This is a genomic window from Polaribacter sp. Z014 (genome assembly GCF_023555435.1).
Classification (GTDB): domain Bacteria; phylum Bacteroidota; class Bacteroidia; order Flavobacteriales; family Flavobacteriaceae; genus Polaribacter.
On record NZ_JALCZP010000004.1, the window covers coordinates 180,575 to 202,766 of the forward strand.

Genomic DNA, 22,192 nt, shown 5'->3' on the forward strand with positions numbered 1-22,192 from the left:
AATAAATTTATACCCATTATAAATTAAAAATTTTACATAAAATTATTATTATCATTATACTATAAGTTGTGAATTTTCTTTACTTTTAATACTTAAAATTTAACAGAAAATTCTATGGAACATATATATAGTAAATGGCATCATCCTTACAAACCGGCAGCAAAATATAAAAAGAAAGTTGCATATTTTAGTATGGAATTTGGTATTGATCAGGCTTTTAATATTTACTCTGGAGGTTTAGGTTTTTTAGCAGGATCTCACATGCGTTCTGGCTTAGAACAAAAACAAAATATGATTGGTATTGGTATGCTATGGAAATATGGCTACTACGACCAAGCAAGAAATGATGACCAAACACTAAAAACAGAGTTTAATGAAAAACACTTCGATTTCTTAGAATATACAGGTATTGAAGTAACTATAAAACTTCATGACAATCCGAATGTAAAAGTAAGAGCTTATGTTTTAAAACCAGAAGTTTTTGGAACCGTACCTATGTACTTTTTAAGTACGGATGTAGAAGAAAACGACCATTTAACTAGAACGATTACAAACCATTTGTATGATCAAAACCCAATAACTAGAATATCTCAAAGTATTGTTTTAGGAATTGCGGGTGCGAAGGTAGTAGAGGCTTTAGGAGGTGCTGACACCTACCATTTAAATGAAGGACATGCTTTACCTGCTTTTTATTATTTAAGAGACCAAGGTGTAACCAAAGAACAAATGGTATTTACAACGCACACTCCGGAAAAAGCCGGGAATGAAGAACGCGATGCGCGTCTTTTAAACAGATGTGGTTTCTTTGGCAGATCTCTTTCTGAAGAAGAATTACATAAAGAAATGGTGAATGGAGACATGGTTAATTATACCATATCTGCCTTACGAATGGCTAGAAAAGCAAACGGAGTCTCTAAACTTCATGCTATTGTTGCTAACGATATGTGGAAAGACTATGATGGTATCTGTGAAATAATACCGATTACGAATGCTCAAAATCAAAAATTCTGGCAAGATGAAACTATTAAAAAATCTTGGAAGAAAGGAAATACGACTGCTTATAAAAAGAAAAAACTGGAATTAAAAAGTGAACTTTTTGAAGAGGTATATAAACAGACTGGTAAAAAGTTAGATCCAAATGTATTAACAATTGTTTGGGCGAGACGTTTTGCAGGTTATAAAAGAGCCGATTTACTTTTACATGATTACGATCGTTTCAAAAGATTATTACATAACGAAAAATATCCTGTACAAATTATTTGGGCAGGAAAACCATATCCGTTTGATTATGGTGCTATTGACACCTTTAACCATTTGGTACATCAATCTAAACAAGAGCCAAATTTAGCCGTACTTATTGGTTATGAAATAGATTTGTCTAGAAAATTAAAATGTGGGTCTGATGTTTGGTTAAACACTCCTAGAATAACACGAGAAGCTTCTGGTACAAGTGGTATGACAGCTGCCATGAATGGATCTGTAAATGTATCTACGGATGATGGTTGGATTCCTGAATTTAAAAAAGACGAAGAAAACTGTTTCGTATTACCTGCACTAGATTATAAGTTACCAACCTATGAGCAAGATAAATTAGACACAGATAATTTATACAATATTTTAGAGAACAAAGTATTACCAATGTATTATGGCGCTCCTAAAAAATGGCAAAAAATAGTATTTAAGGCTATGGATGATGTTATTCCGGAGTTTACCACTCAAAGAATGGCAGATGATTATTATAAAAAATTATTTTAAGTAAAATCTTAATCAATAAATCTTAAAAATAGAAAAACCTGAACAAATACATGTTCAGGTTTTTTTTGTTATAAATAGATGTTTGAAATATTGATTTTTAAACCAAAAAAACTTTAAGTTTAATTAAAAATAATTTCGACACTATTTTTTTAATTGCATGAAATAATCTAAAATTTCAGGTACATTTCCATTCCCCATATCAGCAGCTACTGCAGCTTGAAGGTTAGAAGATGTAGCTTCTGCTATTTTAGAAGTTGTACCAAGATCATTCATCATTTGTACAAAATATCCTAAATCTTTATTTGCATTGTTTATAGAGAAACCTAAATCACTTACGTTATCTACAGCATAATGCTTACAGAATTTCATGAATGGAGAATTTGACGGTCCAGAAGACATAATGTCAAATAATTGTTGCGTATCTACTCCAGCTAATTTTGCTGCAGCAAAAGCTTGAGACATTGCTACAACAGTAGTCATCCCCATAAAGTTATTGATCAATTTAGTTGTATGACCTGCACCTAAAGCTCCTAAATAGAAAACGTTTTCACCTTGCTCATCTAAAACGGGCTTCACTTTCTCGAAAGTATCTTTATTACCGGCTGCCATAATATTAAGCAATCCGTCTTTTGCATGAGCTGGAGTACGTCCAAGTGGAGCATCAATCATACCAGCACCTTTTGCAGCTAAATCTTTACCTATCTTAATAGTAGAAGCAGGAATAGAAGTTCCAAAATCAATTAAAACGGCACCTTCTTTAATTCCAGCTAAAACACCTTCTTCTCCATAAACTATTTTCTCAACAACTGCAGAAGTTGTTAAACAGAACATTATAATATCGCTCTTTTCTGCTAATTCTTTTGGTGAAACAGCTTCCGAAGCATTACCGCGAGCAATAACTTTTGCAACTTCATCTTTATTAAGATCCATTACTGTTAGCTCGAAACCTCTCTTTTGCAGATTTTCAACCATATTACCGCCCATAAGGCCTAGTCCGATAAATCCGATAGTGGGTTTTTTCATATTTACTTATTTAAATTATAATTGTAGCTACAAAGATATGCTTCTGCTAGCACTTACAAAAGTATTTAACCAAGCTCAATGAAGGATTGATGCGTTAAATAAACATAAAAATAGAAGGAAAGATCCATCTTGATGTAAGAAAGAACCAAAAAAAACAACTCAAATAACTGATTTACAATAATTTACACAAGTAATCACTTATTAAAAGGGAGCAAACACCACACCTATCTACCTCATAATAAAATAGTTAAATAAATTACAATCATCAGTTAAAAAAAGTAAAATATGTAAATTTATACAGAAAAATAATGATTAAAAATCAAGATAATTGAACACAAACTATTCTTAAGGCAATACCATAAAAAGATTATAATGATTTCCAATTATCTTTAAAATGAAAAACAAACGAAGAACGATAAAGAAATTAATTATTATTTTTCCCTACTACATTATCAATAATCATCTTTGCATGAATGCGAGAGTTCTCTATAAACCACTTGTGCGTTTCCATTCCGCCACAAATAACACCCGCTAAGTATACGCCTGCCACATTGGTTTCCATAGTTTCATCATTATAAGTAGGAATTTTATTTGCATCTTCAGAAAAAGAAACACCAATTTCATCTAAAAGCGTAAAATTTGGCTTGTAACCTGTTAACGCCAAAACAAAATCGTTCTGTAGCGTTTCTATTCCTTTTTCTGTATTTATTGTAATCGTATCTTTCGCTATTTCTTTTACAGTACTATTATAAAAAACCTTTATACTTTCTTCTTTTATACGGTTTATAATATCCGGTCTTACCCAATATTTTACACGCTGTCCAACCTCTGTTCCTCTAATAATTAAGGTAACGTCTGCACCTTTTCTATAACACTCTAAAGCTGCGTCTACAGACGAATTACTTGCCCCTATAACCGCCACCTTTTGTCCTGCATAAAAATGAGGATCATTATAATAATGAGAAACTTTTGGTAAATTCTCTCCAGGGACATCTAATAAATTTGGAATATCATAAAAACCTGTTGCAATAACAATGTTCTTAGATTTGTAGCTGTTTTTATCAGAAACAATGGTAAACTCATTATCTACTTTAGAAACTGACGTTACTTTTTCAAACAAATTGATATTTAATTTGTTTGAAGTAGCTATTCTTCTGTAGTATTCTAAAGCTTCACTTCTTCTTGGCTTTGCTTCTTTACTAATAAACGGAATTTCATCGATCTCTAATTTCTCTGAAGAAGAAAAAAACTGCATGTTCACCGGATAATTGTACACTGAATTTACAATAGGACCTTTTTCTAGAATTACATACGTCAACCCTTTTTTTTGAGCTTCTAAACCACAAGCAATACCTATTGGACCTCCTCCAACTATAACAATATCTAAATTTTTCATAAAATAAATAAGATTTTAATTAGGATAAAAAATTTCTTCTAAACTAACAACTTCTTCGTCTTTTCTACGTCTAAAAACTTGATTAGCTTTTATATCTGAAATAGACGCTACTCCCATTGCTGCAACAACCTCTTTAACTGCTTCAATAGTTTTATTGTGGTAATTTTTAACACGTACATTTTTCTTTTCTACCACTAATGCTTTTACCAAATCGTCATCTTGTGTAGCAACACCAACAGGGCACGTATCTAAATTACATTCTCTAGCTTGTATACACCCTAAACTCAACATAAAACTTCTTGCCATTCCAATTGCATCTGCACCTAAAGACAAGTATTTTATAATATCGAAAGCATCAATTGCTTTTCCGCTTGCAATAATTTTTATTTGATCTTTTAATTTATGTTTTATTAAAAGTTTATTTACAAAAACTAATCCTTCAACAAGTGGCGTGCCAATATAATTAGTAAACTCCATTGGTGCAGCTCCCGTACCGCCTTCTCCTCCATCTACAGAAATAAAATCTGGATAATTATTAGCATCTGCAAAAGCTTGCATCATGGTTTCAATTTCTTCGTTATTACCCACACAAAATTTGATTCCTACGGGTTTTCCTCCAGATAAATCTCTTACTTTTTGTATGAAAACAATCATTTCTTCATAGTTAGAAAATGCGGAATGTCCTGGAGGTGAATCTACTTGTGTAAACGGAATAACTCCACGAATTTCTGCAATTTCTTCTGTGTTTTTTACTGCCGGAAGAATTCCTCCATGTCCAGGTTTTGCTCCCTGAGAAAACTTAATTTCAATCATTTTTACTTCCGGACGAATGGCATTCGTTCTAAAAATTTCGTCATCAAAAAAACGTTTTCCATCGGCATCGTGTTTTCCTGCACCGAAATACCCAGTTCCTACTTGAAAAATAACATCTCCTCCTTGTAGGTGATAAGGTGAGATACCACCTTCGCCAGTATTATGCGCAAAATTACCCATTTTTGCTCCTTGATTTAATGCCATAATTGCATTTTTACTCAAAGAACCGAAAGACATTGCAGAAATATTAATGATAGAACCATCATATTTTTGGGTACACTTATCTGAACCAAAAACAATTCTTTCTCCTGCAATATGATGATGATCTTTTGGAAACAAAGAATGCTTTACAAATTCATACCCCTTTGCATAGACATTATGCTGTGTACCAAAAGGAACTGTTTGTTTAGATAATTTGGCACGTTGATATACAATACTCCTTTTTTCTCTATTTATAGGCGTACCATTTAAATTGTCTTCTATAAAATATTGTTGAATTTTATCTCTTTCATCTTCAAAAAACCATCGTAAACGTGCTATTACAGGAAAAGCTCTTAACAACGAATGCTTGGTTTGAAAGCTGTCATAAATTGCTAGTAAGGTTAGCAAACAAGAGATAGCTAATAAAATAATAGTGCCAATTTGCGGAATGAAGTAAACTAAAACTCCGGATAAAATAGTGATTCCTATAAAAATAGAAAGTAAGGTATTTCTCATTATAAAATAGTTATTTAAAAGACTTTAAAAATAGTCATTTAGTACGATATTTTGCACAAGCCTTACAAATAGTTTGCGTTAAGGATTGCAACGGCATCCTTTTTATGCTTAATAATGTCATTGCGAGGCACGAAGCAATCTGTTTATAGAAAAGCAAGATTGCCACAGAAAGAAAAAAACTTTCTTCGCAATGACAAATTCAAAAAAGATATAGTGAAAAGCCTGACCTTTAGGGAACGCCCAAAATAATATATTTACCACATAGACACATAAAAAACATAGCGCTATGTAAACCATGTGTCTATGTGGTAAAAAAGAAAACTCCAACAAATAAATGTTGGAGTTTTAAATATGTTGAAAATTCTAAAAAAATTATTTTTTGAATTTTGCGTATTTGTTTTTAAATTTATCGATACGTCCTGCAGCATCAATAAGTTTAGATTTACCAGTGTAAAATGGGTGAGATGTTCTAGAAATCTCTAATTTTACTAAAGGATACTCAACACCATCAACTTCTAACGTTTCTTTAGTGTCTACAGTAGAACGTGTTAAAAATACATCTTCGTTAGACATGTCTTTAAAAGCTACCATTCTGTAATTTTCTGGATGAATTCCTTTTCTCATTTTATTATATTTTAATACTTTAATGTTATGTTTGCATGAGTAAAGTTGGTAAGGCTTACTCTATTCTCTAAATAGTTGTTTTTTACTATTTTGAGGATGCAAATTTAACTATATTTTTTAATTAACAAATAAATATTTCGTTTTTATTTGGTCTAATAAACACAATAGTTACTTTTACACCTACTTTTGTTGATGAATAGCGGTTTTTTATCACTTTTTTGAATACTAAAAAGATTAAAATTTAATATAAAAAATTACAAAAAATGAAAAATAGTACTCTATTGGTTGCTTTTTTAGCGTGTTTCTTACTAATTACATCTTGTTCTGATGTGTATAAATTTAGCTTAAACCATAAAAAACAAGTTACTTTAAATTCTAATTTAGAGGTTACTCTAAAAGAAAAAGAAGACAAACCAGTAACTAATGTCCAGTTTTTTGTGAATGGAAAAGAAGTTTCTTCTGAAGGAAATACGGTTTCTATAAACACCACTAATTTGGGTGTTGGAAAACATAAAATATCTGCCTTGATTTTTTATGCTGAAAAAACTAAAAAAGAAAATAGTTTTTTTGAGGTTTTAGCTGATAAAACTCCTATTGTTTATGACTATAAAATTATAAATGAATATCCGCATGATAAAACTGCTTACACACAAGGTTTAGAATATCACGATGGTTTTTTATATGAGAGTACAGGTCGTAGAGGTCAATCTAATCTTAGAAAGGTTGAAATTAAAACCGGTAAAGTTTTACAAAAAATAGATTTAGATAAAAAGTACTTTGGTGAAGGTATGACTATTTTTAACAACAAAATTTATTGGTTAACATGGCAAGGTAAAAAAGGTTTTGTGTATAATTTAGAAACCTTTAAACAAGAAAAAGAGTTTGCATACAATAATAGTGCAGAAGGTTGGGGTTTTACTCATAACGGAACTCAGTTGATAAAATCTGATGGTACTTCTAAAATTTGGTTTTTAGATCCGGATACTTTAAAAGAACTAAAATCAATACAAGTATACACCAATAAATATGCAGTAGATAACTTAAATGAGTTAGAATTGATCAATGGAAAAATCTACGCGAACAAATATCAACAAAATGCTATTGTTATTATAGACCCTAAAACGGGTGTTGTAGAAGGTATTGCAAATTTAAAAGGTTTGCATGCAGAAATGGAAAAAACTCAGAAGTTAGTGCCACAAGACGAGGTTTTAAATGGTATTGCTTTTGATGCAGAGAATAATCGTCTTTTTGTAACAGGTAAACATTGGGGCAAATTATTTGAAATTGAATTGATTAAAAAACAATAATTATCATCATAAAAAGTTCTAACCTTAATACATTTTAAGATTTAAAAATAAAAACAAGTTTTACCACATAGAAACATAGACAACATATTGCTATGTATAGTGGTATTTTTTATAAAAACAACATGAGATACACTATATACCTCTTCTTAATTATTATTGTTGCTTCTTTAGGTTCTTGTAGAAAAGATTTTGACACTACACCTAGTTTAGGAAAATTAGAATTCTCTAAAGACACCGTTTTTTTAGATACCATATTTACAAATATTGGCTCTGCAACCTATAATCTAAAGGTTTACAACAGAGGAAAAAACGCAATCACCATTCCTGAAATAAAATTAGAAAACGGAACAAGTTCTAACTACAGATTAAATGTAGATGGAATTCCTGGAAAAGATTTTAAAGACATTGATATTCTTGCCAAAGACAGTATTTTTATATTTGTAGAAACTACTATAAATGCTAGCAATGTTTTAAATCCGCTTTACACAGATAGAATTTTATTCGACTCAGGAAGTTCTCTACAAGATGTAGACCTGGTTACTTTAGTGCAGGATGCTAATTTTATTTTTCCGGGTAAAGATGCCGTTACTATGAAAATTGATAGCCTAACTTTAAACGGAGAACCAACCACTTTAAAAGGTCGTTTTTTAACGGACTCAGAGCTAACAATTACCAATATAAAACCTACTGTTATTTATGGTTTTGCTGCTGTACCCGCTAATAAAACATTAACTATTGAAGCTGGAGCAAAAGTATATTTTCATGATAATTCTGGTTTAATTGTAGATGATAAAGCTACTTTAAAAGTAAACGGCACTTTAACTGAAAAAGTAGTTTTTGAAGGCGACCGCCTAGAACATGCTTTTAGTGAAACCGCCGGACAATGGGGTACTATTTGGATGCGTGCCGGAAGTAAAGACAACGAAATGAGCCATACCATTATTAAAAACGGAATAATAGGTATTTTGGTTGATAGTATCGGTACTCCTTCTACCCCAACTTTAAAACTACAAAACACAGAAATTTACAATAATTCTAGCTATGGTATTTTAGGTAGAGAAGCAAATATTGAAGGAAACAATGTGGTAATTGGTGCTGCAGGACAAGTTTCTTTAGCAGCAACTATTGGAGGAACCTATAATTTTACGCATTCTACTTTTGCAAACTATTGGAACAGCGGTTTACGTCAACTACCTGCTGTTTTAGTGAACAACTTTTTTGTGTATTCGGATGCAACCGGACAAGAAATTATTGAAACAAGAAATTTACATGCAGCAAATTTTACCAATTGTATTTTTGATGGAAACAATAATATAGAATTTATCTTAGACAAAGTTGATGGAGGCGGAATCTTCAACTACAACGTTCGCAATTCTATGATTAAATTTACAGACTATAATGATAGTTATGCCGATAATTCCGAATTAGATTTTTCCAATTCTTTTTACCAAGACAATATTATAAATGGAAAAGCTCATTTTAGAGATACTCAAAACAGTGATTTTATTATTGGCGAAGTGTCTGATGCTATTAACAAAGCAAAATCAACTGCTTTTTCTACAGATATTTTAGGGGTTGACAGAACAACAAACCCCGATATTGGAGCATATCAACATATTACTTTTGAAAAAGAAGAGTAATTTTCTTTTGACTAATAGACAAATAAATTGAAGCAAATTGCTTCTTTAAATTTTTACAAATGAAAAATATAGTTATAACAGGAACCAGTAGAGGAATTGGTTTTGAACTAGCAAAACAATTTGCAGAAAACGGACACAATGTTTTAGCTTTATCTAGAAACACAAAACCACTTTCTGATTTCAATCATAAAAACATTACATTATTTTCTGTTGATTTATCTGTAAATTCAGATTTAAAAAAAGTAACAGATTATATTAAAGATAATTGGAAACAAGTTGATGTTTTAATTAATAATGCAGGTAAATTAATTAACAAACCTTTTACAGATTTATCTTCTGATGATTTTTTAGAAGTCTATAAAGTGAATGTTTTTGCTGTTGCAGAAATCACTAAATTAATGATTCCTTTTATGCAAAAAGGAAGTCATGTAGTTACAATAAGCTCTATGGGTGGAATTCAAGGAAGTCTAAAATTCCCTGGATTAGCGGCATATTCATCCGCCAAAGGCGCTGTAATTACTTTATCAGAATTATTAGCAGAAGAATATAAAGAACAACAAATAGCTTTTAATGTTTTAGCTTTAGGCGCTGTACAAACAGAAATGCTAGAAGAAGCTTTTCCTGGATATGAAGCTCCAACCACTGCTACAGAAATGGCAAATTATATTTTTGACTTCTCTTTAACAGGAAATAAGTTTTATAACGGTAAAGTATTACAAGTTTCATCTACAAACCCGTAAGCACTAAGCAAAATTAAAAATTGAATTCAAATTATCAAAATTTCGTTCCTTTAAAAGCAATTCCGTTTATAGAATTTCTAATAAACGAGCATTCTTTTACGCTAAAAATTGTAAATCAGAGAGAAACAAAACATGGTGATTTTAGACAATTACCAGACGGAAGGTTTCAAATTACGGTAAATAATAATCTTAATAAATATCAGTTTTTACTAACGCTAGTGCACGAAATTGCCCATCATGTTACGCATCAAAAATTTGGACGCGTACAACCTCACGGTAAGGAATGGAAAATGGTTTTTCAGCATTTAATGTTGCCTTTTTTACGTCCAGAAATTTACCCCATGGAGATGCTACCTTTTTTAGCTAGGTATTTTAAAAACCCAAAAGCAAGTACAGATACTGATGCCGATTTATCTTTAGCCCTAAGAGGAAATGTAGCAGAAACTGGCAAACATTTTATTTTTGATATTCCTTTTGGTAGTTTATTCGTCTTTAAAAACACGATCTACAAAAGAGGAAATAAACGTAGAACGCGTTATGAATGCATGAATATGAGTAACAAGAAAGTCTATTTATTCAATCAAAATGTAGAAATTGAATTTTATAAAAACGGTTAGCGTTTATCTACCTTAATAACATCACTTATAGAGTAATTCGTTTAACAAATTAGGTTATCTAACAAGTTATTTTTTTGTCAATCTGAATTTATTTCAGATTCTTATGAATATTGAATATAGATAGGTTAAGATACTGAAACAAGTTCAGTATGACAATATTCAAAACTTTTAGAAAGCTCCTTAAAGCTTATCTTTCTCTTTTGAGAAACAACGTATCTAAATCCATTTCTTTTTGCAACCAAGGACGTAATTTACTTTCTTTTATGTTAATAATGCTATCTGTTAACTTTAAGTTCCATTTAATAGTTGCCGTAGGAATAGTATCTATATTAATAAAATCTTTTGAAAATAAAACTTTTGAAAATCCGATTTCTTCTATATCACTATATAGAATTTTTGCCTCTTTAGAAATTCTACTAAAAGCAATTGCATTTTTATCATTATGCAGTGCATCATTTTCAATCCTTGTATTTAAAGCAGAAATAGTTCCTTCTAATTGGATTATTTTGTTTTGAAGTTCTTCTATCTGTTTTTTACTTTCAATCAACTCTTCCTTTTTCTCTGTGTAAGCTGTTGTTATCAACTCAAAACTTTTAGTATCACTTCCTTTAATATTAATTTTCACTTCTTTTAAGCGATCATATCTTGGGTCATTAACCAAACTACTTTCTAACATATTTTTCTCCGCAGCACTTACTTCATTAAAGAAATTTAGCTTTAAAACCTTAGTATCTGAATCATAATCCTCCTCTATCAGTTGAAAATTTTCAATAGTCTTTACTTCATTCTTTACAAAGGTTTTTAACTGTGCATTTACTCTACTTTCTTCCAAAGCATGTAAAAATGTATACACTGCAGGAATCATAACAGCAATACCTACAACCGTTGCAACAGTGGCATACCGTTTTCTTCTTGCTGCATTTGCGTATTTATGCATAGGAAAACTCAACAACTTTAAGACTATAAAGGTTGCCAAAGCGATAAAAATAGTATTAATAGTAAACAAATATAAGGCACCAAAAGCGTACGTAAACCCAACAACATCTCCAGAAAAACCTTTTGCCAAACCATAACCAGCAGTACACAATGGAGGCATTAAAGCAGTAGCAATTGCTACTCCAAAAATTACAGAAGCTACAGTTCCTTTTTTTGTTTTAGCAACCATTAAGGCCAAACCACCAAAAAAAGCTATCAGTACATCTCTAATATCTGGTTTTGTTCTGCCTAATAACTCTGAAGTATCTTCACTTAAAGGAAAAAAATAAAAGAATACAAATGACGCTAACAAGCTTAACACAATCATGGTAGTTAAACTTACTACTGATTTTTTAAAAACATCAATATCATTAATTGCAAAGGCACTTCCAATACCTAAAATGGGCCCCATTAAAGGAGATATTAACATGGCTCCAATAACCACAGCAGTAGAATCTGCATTTAACCCAATAGAAGCCACAAAGACAGCAAAAATAAGAATCCAAGCAGTAGCCCCTTTAAAAGGAATATCTGCTTTAATAGCTTCCATGGTAGCTTCATGGTCTGTATCGTGTCTAAAGTCTAAGAGTTCTATTAAATATCTTTTTATACTAGAGAGTAATCCCCTAGCTTCATCTTTCATTTCTTGCTTAGATTGATCTACCTTTTCCTCAACTACCTTATTTTCTTCTTCCATCAAAATTAAGTTTCTTTTTAACTTGGGAAAGATACAAAAATTTAAAACCGACAATTAAACAGCCTCTATTTTTTTTTGCATAAAAAAAGCTTCACATTTCTGTGAAGCTTCTAATTTAATGTGACCGGGCTGGGGCTCGAACCCAGGACCCTCTCCTTAAAAGGGAGATGCTCTACCAACTGAGCTACCAGGTCATTTATTTTATCTTAATGACTAAAATATACGCTTAATTAAAATTCGAAAAACAACGCTTCTCGATGCAATTACTTTAATAAAAAAACTTCACATATCTATGAAGTTTTAAAATTTTGTGACCGGGCTGGGGCTCGAACCCAGGACCCTCTCCTTAAAAGGGAGATGCTCTACCAACTGAGCTACCAGGTCGTTTATTTCCTTTTAAGCGGCTGCAAAGATATACTTTAAATTAAATAAAACAAATCTATTTATATTTTTTTTCATTTAAATATGCTTCTCTAACTTTCTTAAATAAATTAGAAGAATACACAAAACTCACAACAGCTTCATTATCAGTTTTAAATATATCTTCATTAGTACCTTCCCAAGCTTTCCTACCTTCTTTTAAAAAAATTATTTTTTCTCCAATTTCCATTACAGAATTCATATCATGCGTATTAATTACGGTTGTAATTTTATATTCATCTGTAATTTCTTGAATTAAATTATCTATCACAATTGCAGTTCTAGGATCTAAACCAGAATTTGGTTCGTCACAAAACAAATATTTTGGGTTCATTACAATAGCTCTTGCAATGGCAACCCTTTTTTGCATTCCTCCAGAAAGCTCTGCTGGTAACTTTTTATTTGAATTTTGTAAATTAACTCTATCTAAAACAAAATTTACACGATCTAACATCTCCACATTAGATTGATTAGTAAACATTTTTAAAGGAAACATTACATTCTCTTGTACCGTTTGAGAATCGAATAATGCACTTCCTTGAAAAACCATACCAATTTCTTGTCTCCATTGCTGTTTTTCTTTTTCTGTAAATTTTGTATTTATTCTACCATCAAAAGAAATAGTACCATCTTCTGGGGTATGCAAACCTATTAAAGATTTTATAAACACCGTCTTACCAGAACCACTTTCACCAATAATTAAACTAGTTTCGCCAGGAAGAAAAGTAGCAGAAATACCTTTTAATATTTTTGCTTCTCCAAAACCTTTATGTAAATTATTTACTTCTATCATTTTTTAGGTTAAAAGCATTTGAGTTAAAAAATAATTTGCTATTACAATTAAAATAGTCGTCCAAACCACAGCTTGTGTACTTGCTTTACCTACAGCTATAGATCCTCCTTTTACATAATACCCATGATAAGAAGGTACTGTAGCAATTAAAAAGGCAAAAACTAACGTTTTAATAATTGCATAGGTTAATAAAAAAGGATCAAAATCTGTTTGAATTCCTTCTATATAACTTGCACCAGAAAAAAGCCCCGATAAAACCCCAGTAACCCATCCTCCTAAAATACCTAAAAACATCCCTAATGATATTAAAAAAGGATAAAAGAAAACAGTAGCAATAACTTTAGGTAAAACTAAATGACTTAATGCATTAATTCCCATAACTTCTAAAGCATCAATTTGTTCTGTAACACGCATTGTACCTATACTAGATGTTATATAAGACCCAACTTTACCTGCTAAGATAATTGAACAAAAAGTAGGCGCAAATTCTAAAATAATTGAACGTTTAGCGGCAAAACCGATTAAAGATTCCGGAATAAAAGGATTGTCTAAATTTAAAGCAGTTTGCAATGCAATTACACCTCCAATAAAAAAGGAAATAAACATAATAATCCCTAAAGATTTTAAGCCTAATTCGTCAATCTCTTTTACCAAAGCTTCATAAAAAACTTTTCCTTTTTGTGGTCTTTTAAAAACACGACCTAACATGAGAAAATATTTACCAATATGTTCTAGGTAACCCATTCATTTTAATTTTGTGCTAAAGTATTAAATTATCATTAATAGTCTGTTAAATTGACAAAATCAAACCAAAAAATAATTACTTTTGGTCTATAATTTATATCTGTACTTATGAAATTTAAATATCTTTTTAGTTTTCTATGCTTATTTCTTTTTTTAGGAAACAATAAAATATTAGCACAACACCTACAACCAAAATTAGTTGTAGGTGTTGTTATTGACCAAATGAGATACGATTACTTAACTCGGTTTTCTGATAGATTTGGAAAAGACGGATTTAATAGAATCCTAAAAAATGGGTTTTCATTAGAAAACGCTCATTATAATTATATACCAACCTATACAGCTGTTGGACACACTTCTATTTATACCGGAACAACGCCAAGTGAACACGGAATTATTTCTAACAATTGGTATGACAAATATTTAAAAAAATCTATTTACTGTGTAGATGATTCTTCTTATGAAACCGTTGGAAACAATGGAAAATATGGGCAAAAATCACCTAAGAGACTTTTTACGTCAACCATAACAGACCAGTTACACTTGGCTCAAAACATGCATGGAAAAACCATTGGAGTTTCAATAAAAGATCGATCTGCAATTTTACCTGCAGGTCATTCTGCAAATGCTGCTTATTGGTATGATGGTGGTAATTTTAATACCTGGGTTACCAGTACTTTTTATATGAATAAATTACCAAAATGGGTTAAAGATTTTAATGCAAACAACAAGGCAGATACATATCTTAATACTCCTTGGAAAACACTATACGATATAAAAACATATACCAATAGTAGAGCTGACGATAATATCTTTGAAGGAAAACTTAAAGGACAAAAAACTCCAACTTTTCCGAAAGACCTAAAAGCATTACGATCTAAAAACGGAAATTTCGATTTAATAAAAACTGTACCTGCTGGTAATACATTTACTGCAGACTTTGCTAAAGCAGCAATTATAGGTGAAAACTTAGGTAAAAGCCAATACACAGACTTCTTAGCTGTAAGTTTTTCTCCAACAGATTATGTTGGTCATAAATATGGCGTTTCTGCCATAGAAACAGAAGACACTTATTTACGTTTAGACAAAGATTTAGCAGATTTACTACTGTTTTTAGACCAACAAGTTGGAAAAGATAATTATACATTATTTTTAACGGCAGATCATGCAGCTGTTCATACACCAGCTTATTTACAATCTTTAAAAATTCCTGCTCATTATTTAAATATTAAAAAGTTTAAAGAATTTATTTTAGAAACTACTAAAAAGTATTTTAATTCTGTAGATTTAATTGAAAACGTTTCTAATTATCAAATATTTCTAAACAAAGAAAAAATAGAATCTTTAGGTTTAGAAGTAAACACTGTAGCTCAAAAATTAGCAGATGAAGTCCTTAATTTTGATGGAATTTACAAAGCTGTAACTGCAAGAACTTTACAAACAACACATTTCTCTTCAGGTATTTTGAATTCACTACAAAATGGTTATAATCAAAAATTATCTGGAGATGTTTTAATGATTCCTTATCCTGCTACTTTAACCGGAGGCAAAACAGGCACAAGCCATGGTTCTGGTTATTCTTATGATACCCATGTACCAATTATTTTCTATGGTAATGGTATCAAACAAGGGGCATCATCTAAAAGATATAATATTACAGATATTGCACCAACTATTGCAAACTTATTAAAGATTGAAGCTCCAAACGGAACAAGTGGTGTTGTTATTGATGAAGTTTTAGAAAAGTAAATAGCACATTTTAATTGGTTAAAAGATTATTTTAGACTCCTATTTCTGGAAAATAAAACTACAAAAGCAACCCCAAAATAAATTTTTGGGGTTGCTTTTTAATTATACTTTAAAAACAGAACTGTTTTGGTGTTTTTTTATCGCTTTTCTAGAAAGCACAATTCCTAATATTAAAGAAATAAAGGCTCCTATAGAAATCCCTGGAATAAAGTTGATAAACAGAAAAAAATCATAAGCCCCATGAAAAAGTACTGCAAAGAACAACCCTGCTAAATTTAAAGCTATTCTATTTTTAGAAAACTTAGCTTTCCCCATAAAATAACCCATTAAAATTGCAAAAGTAGCATGTGCCGGTACCGCCGTAAAAGCCCGTATAACACCTGTAGAAACCCCATGTTGAAAAACATATAATACGTTTTCTAACGTGGCAAATCCCATAGAAACCATAACAGCATATACAATACCATCAAAAGGCTCATTATATTCTTTATTTCTTTGTGCAAAATATTTTACAATTACATACTTAGAAAACTCTTCAACAAAAGCAACCACTATAAAGGCTTTTATAAACTGTTGAAAAATATTTGTAACCTCTGTTATAGGAAATAATTTATCAGCAAACCCACCAAGAATTACAGTTATTAAAACACTTGCAGTTGCGCCTAAAAGAAAATTCTTAAATAAAAAAGGAATCGGTTCTTTTTCAAACTTATCTTTAAAATAAATATAAAGTATAATAACCGTAGCAGGAGCAATAGCAAGAAGAAGTAAATGCATTAGAAAATATAACTAGATTTTTATAAAAAACGTAAAGATTAGTATAAATTAGGCTTAAACTTCTTTTATAACTTTACGTTTTTCTTATTTCTTTTTAAAAATTAATATTATTTCTTAGGTAAGAAAACTTCTGCCATCATGCAACGTGCACTTCCACCACCACAAAACTCAATAGTATCTAAAGGACTCGAAATAATTTTACACTGATTGTTTATTTGTGCTTTTTGCGATTGTGTTAAACAATTGAAAGCAACTTGACTCATTATTAAAAAACGTTCGTCATCTTTACCACGAACTTGCAACATATTTCCTGCAAAATTAGTTACTTGTTCCTCCGTAATATCAATTACTTTTTTACCATCTTCTTTTAAATGTTTCAACACATTTTTACGTTCAGATTTATCATCAATAGAAGCCAAACAAATGACAGCTAAGTTTTCTGCAACACACATCATAACATTGGTATGATAAATTGCTACTCTCTTATCATTTACTGTCTGATTCGCTGTAAAAACAACTGGCGTGTATTCAAAATCCTCACAAAACTCGATAAACAATTCTTCATCTGCTCTAGGAGAAAGCGCACAATATGCCTTATTATTTTCTCTATCTAAACAGATACTTCCTGTTCCTTCTAAAAATATATGATCTTCTTCTGCCGAAGTATAATCTACTATATTTTCTATTAAAAAACCTTCCTTTTCTAATTCTTCTAAAATATCCTCTCGTCTTTCTAAGCGTCTATTTTCTGCAAACATAGGATATATCGCAACAGTACCATCTTCATGAAAAGAAATCCAATTATTAGGAAAAATAGAATCAGGGGTATCAGACTCCTTTGTATCAGAAACTACAATTACATGAATTCCAAAACTGCGTAATTTTTCTACAAAAGTATCAAACTCATATTGTGCTTTTGTATTTATTGTTGATGGAAGTGTATCATCAATTTCTTTTTGATAATAGTTATTTACAGCAGTTTGCTCATTCATCCTAAAAGCAATAGGACGAATCATTAAAATTGTATTTGTAGTTTGATTCATTTAATTCATTTATTTAAAACAAAATTAGCCTTTTTTTTAATCACTATAGATTTGAATGATTTTATTTTTGGATATAAAATCATTCTAAAAGTTTATTATTATCTTTTTGTTTATTTTTACTTCATGAAAAAGATACTTCCAATTTTTATATTCTTAATTTCTTTTTATTCTTTCGGACAAAAACTTCCCGATGGATTTGTCTATTTATCTGACCTAGATAAATCTATACAACTAGAATTACGATATTTTAGCAATAATAATTTTATAGGAAAACCAATTGATGGATATCATAAAAATTGTATAATTGTTACAAAAGCGTCTGCTAACGCTCTTATAAAAGTGCAACAAAGCCTCCGTAAAAAGGGTTTAAGTCTTAAAATATTTGATGCCTACAGACCTCAACAAGCCGTAAATCATTTTGTACGTTGGGCAAAGGTTTTAGAAGATACGTTAATGAAATCAGTATATTATCCAGATGTGCCAAAATCGCAATTATTTAAAAGAGGTTATATTGCCTCTAAATCTGGACATTCAAGAGGAAGTACTGTAGATTTAACAATTGTAAATACAAAAACAGGCAAAGAACTAGACATGGGTAGTTCATTTGATTATTTTGGAAACAAGTCTCATTACCTCTCTAAAATCATCACTCCAGAACAACAAAAAAACAGAATGCTACTTAGAAATATCATGGCTAAATATAATTTTAGACCTTACAATAACGAATGGTGGCATTTTACTTTAAGACATGAACCCTTTCCTACTACCTATTTTAATTTTCCAATAGAATAAGAAGTTTTAACAAAACAGAAACAACTTCGCTCAAAATCGGCATTATATTTGCAGAATTGCTTGAAAGCATCATATAAATGAAAACAAAAATTAATTTTCTTCTTTTTTTAACTATTTCCTTATTCTCTGTTTATCAATTATCTGCACAGTTAGATTCTAATTCAGGAACCAAAGAAAAAGGTAACACTAAAGGACTTGTTTTAAATAATTCTAAAGAAGTTACAAAACCTAAAGCATTAGAATTGGCTGGAAGCGATGGTTTTAAAAATGCTTTTGATAAAGAAAACGATAAATTAAAAAAACAAAAAGAAGAAGAGGATCTTAATAATAAAGGCATTTTAACAAAAGAAAAGCTAAGAGAAGAACATTTTTTAAAGGCTTTTAAAAAAATAAACGGACAATACCTTTATCCCGTAATAGATCAAGACTTAGGTAGTTTTAGAACAGATTCTAAAAGTGTAAACATTATCTGTAGAGACTTCCAATACCCAGACGGAGATAAAGTAACCATACTTGTAAATGATATTCCGGTTATTCATAACATTACCCTAAAACAAAGTTATCAAAAATTTAATATCCCTTTAGAGGTTGGTATTAATAAAATTGCTTTTAAAGCCTTAAACCAAGGTTCTTCTGGGCCAAATACTGCCGCTTTTAAAGTTTATAATGATGCAGGCCTACTACTCTCTTCTAATGAATGGAATTTAGCAACAGGTGCTAAAGCAACAATAGTAATAGCTAAAGACAAATAACTACCTTAAAATATTTTGTTTTATTTTAAAGTAATCTAGTTTTTTTATTCTACATAAAAAAGTTATTTTTGTGCTCATATTATATCTAATATAATAACTGCTTAAACGATTAAAATAACAATATCTCTAAAAATGAAAAAAATCACCAAACAAACCTATTTAGATTGGTACAAAGACATGCTTTTTTGGCGTAAGTTCGAAGACAAACTTGCTTCTGTTTACATTCAACAAAAAGTTAGAGGTTTCTTGCACTTATATAATGGTCAAGAAGCAATTTTAGCAGGTGCATTGCATGCAATGGATTTATCTAAAGACAAAATGATTACAGCTTACAGAAATCACGTACAACCAATTGGTATGGGAGAAGATCCTAAACGTGTAATGGCAGAATTGTATGGAAAGGTTACCGGAACATCTCATGGAATGGGAGGTTCTATGCATATTTTTTCTAAAGAATTTGGCTTTTATGGTGGTCATGGTATCGTTGGAGGACAAATTCCTTTAGGTGCTGGTCTTGCTTTTGGTGATAAATATAATAATACCGGTGGTGTTACTTTAACTTGTTTTGGAGATGGTGCTGCAAGACAAGGTTCTTTACACGAAGCATTTAATTTAGCTATGTTATGGAAACTACCTGTAATTTTTATCTGTGAAAACAACGGGTATGCAATGGGTACTTCTGTAGAAAGAACTGCAAGTCATACCGATATTTGGAAACTTGGTTTAGGTTACGAAATGCCTTGTGGACCAGTAGACGCTATGAATCCTATAAAAGTTGCAGAAGCTATTGATGAAGCTTTAGATAGAGCTAGACGTGGTGATGGACCAACTTTCTTAGAAATGAAAACATACAGATATAGAGGTCACTCAATGTCTGATGCACAGCATTACAGAACAAAAGATGAAGTAGAAGAATATAAAAAAATAGATCCTATTACGCAAGTAAAAGATATTATTTTAGAACAAGAATATGCTACTGCTGAAGAATTAGCGGCTATAGATAAGGACGTAAAAGTAAGAGTAAAAGAATGTGAACAATTCGCAGAAGACTCTCCTTATCCAGAGCTTAAGCAAATGTATGATATGGTTTACGAACAAGAAGATTATCCTTTTATAAGTTAAAATATGGCTACAATAATAAATATGCCCAGACTAAGTGACACCATGGAAGAAGGTGTTGTGGCAAAATGGTTAAAAAAAGTTGGAGATAAAATCGAAGAAGGCGATATTTTAGCCGAAATTGAAACCGACAAAGCAACAATGGAATTTGAGTCTTTCTACGAAGGAACTCTTTTGTACATTGGTATTCAAGAAGGAGAAACTTCTCCTGTTGATGTTTTATTAGCTATTATTGGTGAAGAAGGTGAAGATATTTCTGCAATTATAAACGGTAGTGCAGAACCTGCAAAAGAAGCTGCTACTACTGAAGAAGTCAAAGAAGAAGCTACTACCGAAACAAGTACTGCGGGTTCAGTTGCAATTCCAGAAGGAGTGCAAGTAATCACAATGCCTCGTTTAAGTGATACCATGACCGATGGAACTGTGGCAACATGGTTAAAGAAAGTTGGAGATGTTGTTTCTGAAGGTGATATGCTTGCTGAAATTGAAACAGACAAAGCAACAATGGAATTTGAATGTTTCTATGAAGGAACTATCTTATACATTGGTGTGCAAGAAGGAGAAACTGCTCCTGTAGACAGTTTATTAACGATTATTGGCCCTGCCGGAACAGATGTTTCTGCTTTGGTTGCTAATGGTGGTAATTTAGATGCTGCCGCTCCTGCTGCTGCAGAAAAAGCTGAAGCTCCGAAAACTCCAGAAAAAGCGGCACCAAAACCTGCTGCTAAAGTTGAAGAAGCAAAACCAGTTGTAGTAAACAATACTTCTAACGGACGTGTATTCGCATCTCCTTTAGCTAAGAAAATTGCTTCTGATAAAGGAATTAACATAGCAGATGTTAGTGGTTCTGGTGAAAACGGAAGAATCATTAAAAAAGATGTAGAAAACTATACTCCTGCTGCTAAAGTAGAAGCTGCTCCAGCCGCTGCAAGTATTACTGCTAGTGGTGTAGAAAGCTCAGAAGAAGTTAAAAATTCTCAAATGCGTAAAGCTATTGCGAAGTCTTTAGGTAACTCTAAATTCTCCGCTCCAGATTTCAGTTTAAATATTGAAGTTGATATGGACAACGCAATGGCTTCTAGAAAAATTATAAATGCAATTCCAGACACTAAAATATCTTTTAATGATATGGTAGTTAAAGCATGTGCAATGGCATTAAAAAAACATCCACAAGTAAATACTTCTTGGACAGAAGCAAACACTATTTATCACAGTCACATTCACGTAGGTGTAGCTGTTGCTGTAGATGATGGTTTATTAGTACCTGTAATTAAACATACAGACGGATTGAGTTTAACTCAAATTGGTGCTGGTGTAAGAGATTTAGCAGGTAAAGCTAGAAACAAAAAATTAACTCCTGCAGAAATGCAAGGAAGTACTTTTACGGTTTCTAACTTAGGTATGTTTGGTATTGGTAGTTTTAACTCTATCATCAACCAACCTAACTCTGCTATTTTATCTGTTGGTGCAATTGTTCAAAAACCAGTAGTTAAAGACGGGCAAATAGTAGTTGGTAATACAATGAATTTGACTTTAACATCAGACCATAGAACAGTTGATGGTGCTGTTGGAGCTCAATTTTTACAAACATTAAAAACGTTTATAGAAAACCCAGTTACCATGTTAGCTTAAGGTTTACCTTAAATAATACAATAAAAACCATTTCAATATCTTTTTGAAATGGTTTTTATTTTTTATA

Annotated in this window: 19 protein-coding genes and 2 tRNA genes; 10 read left to right on the forward strand and 11 right to left on the reverse strand. The window is 31.2% G+C overall.

Annotation, left to right across the window (positions count from 1 at the left end):
* Positions 1-114: 114 nt before the first annotated feature.
* Entirely contained in the window at positions 115-1,755 is a 1,641-nt protein-coding gene (glgP, locus tag MPF19_RS07725) for an alpha-glucan family phosphorylase (RefSeq protein WP_203393906.1), read from the forward strand.
* A gap of 141 nt (positions 1,756-1,896) precedes the next feature.
* On the opposite strand, the gene MPF19_RS07730 is transcribed toward glgP, so the two are convergent.
* The 4 genes from MPF19_RS07730 to MPF19_RS07745 all read right to left on the reverse strand — a co-directional run bounded on the left by MPF19_RS07730 (position 1,897) and on the right by MPF19_RS07745 (position 6,328).
* Entirely contained in the window at positions 1,897-2,778 is an 882-nt protein-coding gene (locus MPF19_RS07730; RefSeq protein WP_249987601.1) for an NAD(P)-dependent oxidoreductase, read from the reverse strand.
* 424 nt (positions 2,779-3,202) lie between these two features.
* Positions 3,203-4,174: a YpdA family putative bacillithiol disulfide reductase gene (locus MPF19_RS07735; protein WP_249987603.1), complete on the reverse strand. Its 972-nt coding sequence runs from the start codon at positions 4,172-4,174 to the stop codon at positions 3,203-3,205.
* A gap of 15 nt (positions 4,175-4,189) precedes the next feature.
* On the reverse strand, positions 4,190-5,704 hold the full coding sequence (locus tag MPF19_RS07740) for an FMN-binding glutamate synthase family protein (protein ID WP_249987605.1): 1,515 nt from the start codon (positions 5,702-5,704) through the stop codon (positions 4,190-4,192).
* A 372-nt stretch (positions 5,705-6,076) separates the two neighbouring features.
* A complete protein-coding gene (locus MPF19_RS07745; protein ID WP_203393902.1) occupies positions 6,077-6,328 on the reverse strand; it encodes a type B 50S ribosomal protein L31 in 252 nt (83 codons plus the stop codon).
* A gap of 263 nt (positions 6,329-6,591) precedes the next feature.
* Between MPF19_RS07745 and MPF19_RS07750 the strand changes: the two genes are divergently transcribed.
* The 4 genes from MPF19_RS07750 to MPF19_RS07765 all read left to right on the forward strand — a co-directional run bounded on the left by MPF19_RS07750 (position 6,592) and on the right by MPF19_RS07765 (position 10,632).
* Positions 6,592-7,635: a glutaminyl-peptide cyclotransferase gene (locus MPF19_RS07750; RefSeq protein WP_249987606.1), complete on the forward strand. Its 1,044-nt coding sequence runs from the start codon at positions 6,592-6,594 to the stop codon at positions 7,633-7,635.
* Positions 7,636-7,757: 122 nt separating this feature from the next.
* Positions 7,758-9,275: a hypothetical protein gene (locus MPF19_RS07755; RefSeq protein ID WP_203393900.1), complete on the forward strand. Its 1,518-nt coding sequence runs from the start codon at positions 7,758-7,760 to the stop codon at positions 9,273-9,275.
* A gap of 59 nt (positions 9,276-9,334) precedes the next feature.
* Positions 9,335-10,015: an SDR family NAD(P)-dependent oxidoreductase gene (locus MPF19_RS07760; RefSeq protein WP_249987609.1), complete on the forward strand. Its 681-nt coding sequence runs from the start codon at positions 9,335-9,337 to the stop codon at positions 10,013-10,015.
* Between the two features lie 20 nt (positions 10,016-10,035).
* The gene (locus MPF19_RS07765) at positions 10,036-10,632 is read left to right on the forward strand and encodes a SprT-like domain-containing protein (RefSeq protein WP_203393898.1); all 597 of its coding nucleotides are present in this window, start codon (positions 10,036-10,038) and stop codon (positions 10,630-10,632) included.
* Between the two features lie 187 nt (positions 10,633-10,819).
* On the opposite strand, the gene MPF19_RS07770 is transcribed toward MPF19_RS07765, so the two are convergent.
* The 5 genes from MPF19_RS07770 to MPF19_RS07790 all read right to left on the reverse strand — a co-directional run bounded on the left by MPF19_RS07770 (position 10,820) and on the right by MPF19_RS07790 (position 14,261).
* Positions 10,820-12,304: a DUF389 domain-containing protein gene (locus tag MPF19_RS07770; RefSeq protein WP_203393897.1), complete on the reverse strand. Its 1,485-nt coding sequence runs from the start codon at positions 12,302-12,304 to the stop codon at positions 10,820-10,822.
* A 121-nt stretch (positions 12,305-12,425) separates the two neighbouring features.
* A tRNA-Lys gene (locus tag MPF19_RS07775) sits at positions 12,426-12,498 on the reverse strand.
* Between the two features lie 117 nt (positions 12,499-12,615).
* Positions 12,616-12,688: transfer RNA gene (locus tag MPF19_RS07780), tRNA-Lys, on the reverse strand.
* 55 nt (positions 12,689-12,743) lie between these two features.
* The gene (locus MPF19_RS07785; RefSeq protein WP_203393896.1) at positions 12,744-13,517 is read right to left on the reverse strand and encodes an ABC transporter ATP-binding protein; all 774 of its coding nucleotides are present in this window, start codon (positions 13,515-13,517) and stop codon (positions 12,744-12,746) included.
* 3 nt (positions 13,518-13,520) lie between these two features.
* The gene (locus MPF19_RS07790) at positions 13,521-14,261 is read right to left on the reverse strand and encodes an MlaE family ABC transporter permease (RefSeq protein WP_203393895.1); all 741 of its coding nucleotides are present in this window, start codon (positions 14,259-14,261) and stop codon (positions 13,521-13,523) included.
* Positions 14,262-14,369: 108 nt separating this feature from the next.
* Between MPF19_RS07790 and pafA the strand changes: the two genes are divergently transcribed.
* On the forward strand, positions 14,370-16,010 hold the full coding sequence (pafA, locus tag MPF19_RS07795) for an alkaline phosphatase PafA (RefSeq protein ID WP_249987611.1): 1,641 nt from the start codon (positions 14,370-14,372) through the stop codon (positions 16,008-16,010).
* 102 nt (positions 16,011-16,112) lie between these two features.
* On the opposite strand, the gene MPF19_RS07800 is transcribed toward pafA, so the two are convergent.
* Positions 16,113-16,787, reverse strand: a complete 675-nt coding sequence (locus MPF19_RS07800; protein ID WP_203393893.1) for a PrsW family intramembrane metalloprotease — start codon at positions 16,785-16,787, stop codon at positions 16,113-16,115.
* 107 nt (positions 16,788-16,894) lie between these two features.
* Positions 16,895-17,830 carry a citrulline utilization hydrolase CtlX gene (ctlX, locus tag MPF19_RS07805; RefSeq protein WP_249987613.1) on the reverse strand — a complete coding sequence of 312 codons (936 nt, stop codon included), beginning with the start codon at positions 17,828-17,830 and terminating at the stop codon, positions 16,895-16,897.
* Positions 17,831-17,953: 123 nt separating this feature from the next.
* Between ctlX and MPF19_RS07810 the strand changes: the two genes are divergently transcribed.
* From MPF19_RS07810 to MPF19_RS07825, 4 genes are all read left to right on the forward strand, one after another.
* Positions 17,954-18,622: a M15 family metallopeptidase gene (locus MPF19_RS07810; RefSeq protein WP_249987616.1), complete on the forward strand. Its 669-nt coding sequence runs from the start codon at positions 17,954-17,956 to the stop codon at positions 18,620-18,622.
* 77 nt (positions 18,623-18,699) lie between these two features.
* Positions 18,700-19,374 carry a hypothetical protein gene (locus MPF19_RS07815; RefSeq protein WP_249987618.1) on the forward strand — a complete coding sequence of 225 codons (675 nt, stop codon included), beginning with the start codon at positions 18,700-18,702 and terminating at the stop codon, positions 19,372-19,374.
* A gap of 132 nt (positions 19,375-19,506) precedes the next feature.
* Positions 19,507-20,496, forward strand: a complete 990-nt coding sequence (pdhA, locus tag MPF19_RS07820) for a pyruvate dehydrogenase (acetyl-transferring) E1 component subunit alpha (RefSeq protein WP_203393889.1) — start codon at positions 19,507-19,509, stop codon at positions 20,494-20,496.
* A 3-nt stretch (positions 20,497-20,499) separates the two neighbouring features.
* Positions 20,500-22,125 carry a dihydrolipoamide acetyltransferase family protein gene (locus MPF19_RS07825; RefSeq protein WP_203393888.1) on the forward strand — a complete coding sequence of 542 codons (1,626 nt, stop codon included), beginning with the start codon at positions 20,500-20,502 and terminating at the stop codon, positions 22,123-22,125.
* Positions 22,126-22,192 lie beyond the last annotated feature (67 nt).

Bases quoted from the DNA above. Each gene is read 5' to 3' on its own strand.
- glgP (WP_203393906.1), top strand. From the start codon at position 115: ATGGAACATATATATAGTAAATGGCATCATCCTTACAAACCGGCAGCA.
- MPF19_RS07730 (WP_249987601.1), bottom strand. From the start codon at position 2,778: ATGAAAAAACCCACTATCGGATTTATCGGACTAGGCCTTATGGGCGGT.
- MPF19_RS07735 (WP_249987603.1), bottom strand. From the start codon at position 4,174: ATGAAAAATTTAGATATTGTTATAGTTGGAGGAGGTCCAATAGGTATT.
- MPF19_RS07740 (WP_249987605.1), bottom strand. From the start codon at position 5,704: ATGAGAAATACCTTACTTTCTATTTTTATAGGAATCACTATTTTATCC.
- MPF19_RS07745 (WP_203393902.1), bottom strand. From the start codon at position 6,328: ATGAGAAAAGGAATTCATCCAGAAAATTACAGAATGGTAGCTTTTAAA.
- MPF19_RS07750 (WP_249987606.1), top strand. From the start codon at position 6,592: ATGAAAAATAGTACTCTATTGGTTGCTTTTTTAGCGTGTTTCTTACTA.
- MPF19_RS07755 (WP_203393900.1), top strand. From the start codon at position 7,758: ATGAGATACACTATATACCTCTTCTTAATTATTATTGTTGCTTCTTTA.
- MPF19_RS07760 (WP_249987609.1), top strand. From the start codon at position 9,335: ATGAAAAATATAGTTATAACAGGAACCAGTAGAGGAATTGGTTTTGAA.
- MPF19_RS07770 (WP_203393897.1), bottom strand. From the start codon at position 12,304: ATGGAAGAAGAAAATAAGGTAGTTGAGGAAAAGGTAGATCAATCTAAG.
- MPF19_RS07785 (WP_203393896.1), bottom strand. From the start codon at position 13,517: ATGATAGAAGTAAATAATTTACATAAAGGTTTTGGAGAAGCAAAAATA.
- MPF19_RS07790 (WP_203393895.1), bottom strand. From the start codon at position 14,261: ATGGGTTACCTAGAACATATTGGTAAATATTTTCTCATGTTAGGTCGT.
- pafA (WP_249987611.1), top strand. From the start codon at position 14,370: ATGAAATTTAAATATCTTTTTAGTTTTCTATGCTTATTTCTTTTTTTA.
- MPF19_RS07800 (WP_203393893.1), bottom strand. From the start codon at position 16,787: ATGCATTTACTTCTTCTTGCTATTGCTCCTGCTACGGTTATTATACTT.
- ctlX (WP_249987613.1), bottom strand. From the start codon at position 17,830: ATGAATCAAACTACAAATACAATTTTAATGATTCGTCCTATTGCTTTT.
- MPF19_RS07810 (WP_249987616.1), top strand. From the start codon at position 17,954: ATGAAAAAGATACTTCCAATTTTTATATTCTTAATTTCTTTTTATTCT.
- MPF19_RS07815 (WP_249987618.1), top strand. From the start codon at position 18,700: ATGAAAACAAAAATTAATTTTCTTCTTTTTTTAACTATTTCCTTATTC.
- pdhA (WP_203393889.1), top strand. From the start codon at position 19,507: ATGAAAAAAATCACCAAACAAACCTATTTAGATTGGTACAAAGACATG.
- MPF19_RS07825 (WP_203393888.1), top strand. From the start codon at position 20,500: ATGGCTACAATAATAAATATGCCCAGACTAAGTGACACCATGGAAGAA.